This window comes from Paraglaciecola algarum (genome assembly GCF_021532655.1).
GTDB classification, from domain to species: Bacteria; Pseudomonadota; Gammaproteobacteria; order Enterobacterales; family Alteromonadaceae; genus Paraglaciecola; species Paraglaciecola algarum.
This window is the reverse complement of the sequence record NZ_JAKGAS010000023.1, coordinates 1-3,026: the sequence shown is the minus strand read 5'-3', so window position 1 is coordinate 3,026 and position 3,026 is coordinate 1. Positions and strand designations below refer to the sequence as shown.

Annotated in this window: 2 protein-coding genes; both read left to right on the top strand. The window is 35.4% G+C overall.

Features of this window, described 5'->3' with window-relative positions:
• A partial coding sequence (locus L0668_RS20460) for a site-specific integrase (protein WP_235314589.1) occupies positions 1 to 1,344 on the top strand: 1,344 nt, incomplete at its 5' end.
• A gap of 167 nt (positions 1,345 to 1,511) precedes the next feature.
• Positions 1,512 to 2,489, top strand: a complete 978-nt coding sequence (locus L0668_RS20455; RefSeq protein WP_235314588.1) for a RexA family antiphage protein — start codon at positions 1,512 to 1,514, stop codon at positions 2,487 to 2,489.
• Positions 2,490 to 3,026: the final 537 nt, after the last annotated feature.

Sequence of the window (3,026 nt, the reverse complement as noted above, 5' to 3'; positions counted from 1 at the left end):
GATAGGTTGACCACAATGCATAATCTAGTTAAAAATCAAAACAACATTTATACATATAGACGAACGGTTCAAAGCCATTCAATCCGTGTATCTCTGCTCACCAAAGATAAACTTGAAGCCCTGCAACTTGTAGAGCACATCAACACTACATTAGACTTGGTTTATCCACTTAATAAACACGACGCAGTTAAAATTGTTCATGCAACCCTTCACAAATTTCAGCCAATCTTTCACAAGCAACAAATAGCTAAAGTCCAACAATACCTTGGCTTAGACCTTTCACAAGATGCAGGTGAATTATTATCGTATGTCATTGAAAAGTATATTGATGAAAAGCTACGTACAAAAGCTTGGGCAGAAAAGACCTACCTTGGTTACAAGGTGATTTACAACAACCTGATTACTCTGCTCAATGATAAGTACTTCAGAAATATTGGTGCTGTAGATGCACAACAAGTAAAGAATGCTTTGCAGAGGCTTCCATCTAACCTTAACAAGAAGGCTGAATACAGAAACAAGCCCATTAATCACATTCTAAATATGAATATTCCCACTAGTCACCTAATGTCGATAAAAACCATTAACACCATGCTTGGCTGTTACTCAGAGCTGTTTAAGTGGGCAATAAAAAATGGTTATGCATCAAATAACGTATTCGATGGCATGTTGCTTAAAGATAGCCGAAAGGCGAGGGACTTACGATCACCATTTAACCCTTGTGATCTCAAGCGCATATTCTCAGATTCAGCAATTAGAAACCCGCAAAAGAATTGGCAGAAGTGGCTCCCCGTACTTGGTTTATACACAGGTGCAAGGTTAAATGAACTTTGTCAGTTGCAGAAAAAAGATATCGCTAAAGTTGAAGGTTATTGGTGCATATCCATTACTGACAGTGGAGATAACCAGATATTAAAATCTACGTCGAGTAAGCGTGTCATTCCTATGCATAACAAACTCATAGAACTAGGCTTTATTGACTATGTAAATAGCACAGGCTCCGCACCAAGCAGTAGGATTTTTCCAGACCTAAAGCTATTGAATGAAAGATACTCGCATACACCATCGCGTTGGTTCAGCAATATTAAGAGCAGGGTATTAGCTGACAGTGACAGAAAATCATTTCACTCATTTAGGCATACCTTTGTCGATTACCTGTACAACAAGCTCAAGTTGCAGGGAAACCCGCTTGTAAAGGCTCTGCTAGGGCATTCTGATAGTGAAATTACTTCAGGTGTATATGGTTCATCGTTTGAGATAGCAGACCTTAATCAGATAATTCAAGATGTGGATTTTAGTGTGTTTGGTATCAACTTTTCTACATTGAGCTGCAAAATCATGGTCTGAATCTATTCAAATTTAGTAAACATTGTAGGTTAGTCTATGTCATTGCCTGCTCTTAACTGACAATTATGAATACATATTTGTATTGCTAAAGTAGTCTTTGACTGCGCAGCTTTGATAAAGGTATTATTGAGACATATGGATCTCTGACCAAGGATTAATCAAAGGTAATGAAACTAAACTACTTCACTTATACGGTAATATTTAAGGATACTGGAACAGTTTGTAACATCTGCATAGCTGACATAGTAGAGAACTATTGTAAACATCAAAGTAAAAAGTCAGTTCTTGAAAAATATCATGATAAGTCATCTAAGAAACTTTATTTTGCTATGGCTGGGACTTTTCCCGATGTCTATTATTTGATGGTTCCAGCTTCCTTAGCTAATTACAGAACTCTTAATAAAGGTTCTGGTGTGATAAAGGATTTGGATGAAGTATTAGAAGATGGTGATAGTTTAGAAAAGGTTACATACATCCACTTTGATAAAAGCAAATCAATAATTGGTGTTACGTCATCATTAGGTGGGGCTTCAGTTGATGACCTTCAATACTATTTGAATGAAGTTTTGAATGGAATATTTGAACCTGATATCGAAAAGTATCAACTAAAGATAATTCCACTTCAAAGTGAATTGACTAAGTCATCTGTTGGAAATTTAAGGCTTATCTCACAAGCCAACGTAATTTTGAACGGAAAAACCAGTTTGAATGGAATTATATCTGGTTTATTAACAGGCGATACTTCGGATAATAATGTTGAAATCAGTATTAACATAAAACGCACAGGCGTCAAGAATGGAATTGAGAAAGATATCAAGCCGTTGCTGGACTTAATTCAGTCTGATATTAGTGGTAAAGATTTTGCTGAAGTACACCTTAGAGCGAAACGAAACAGCCTCCAGGAAAACATCAAAGACTATTATTTAGATCACTCAATGATATTATTTGACATTATCAATCCATATTTGAAAGCTTCTATAGAGATTCAAATTCAAGATAAAAGATATTCTAATCAAGCTGTTATAGATGCTTACAATACATACATTGAAGGAGTTGACGGAAGAATAACAACCAATCATTCATGCACAAATTGGTCTAAGCTTTCAGTTAAAGAAACTTACTTAACTGAAGATAATGATAATTAAATATGCGTCAGCTCTCTAATAAAGAAATTAAGTCTTTTGCAACTTTATTATGGTTAGCATCTGCTTTAGTTGTACCCGTTTTACTGTTAATTTATTGGGGTTTAACTAAATGGGTTGGAGTTTCTCTTTTTCCTAACATTATCCCTAAGAACACCGATTTATTGATAGGGATAGTGACATCGTTCAGTATAACCATGACTGGATTCATCGCAGCAATAGGTGCCTACATTATCTCGGTATCAAGCAACCCTAGCTTTAGATTGTGGCGCAATGCTGGATACCTCAAGCTTTTCTATCACTTGTATGCAGTTTCAATCACATTTTTATTATTAACATTTAGCTTCTGCATATTGATGTTACTTTCAGACCAAGTAGTTATTTGGCTCAAAGTTATTCTTACTTTTGTATTAGTGAACTTTATACACATAGCTCTAATTACTACATCAGCAATTAACCAGACCAAGAATTCAACACCAAGCTAAACATCTAGATAAATGAAGTCTTCAAGTAAGGATTAATTTGTAAAATCCAATGGTT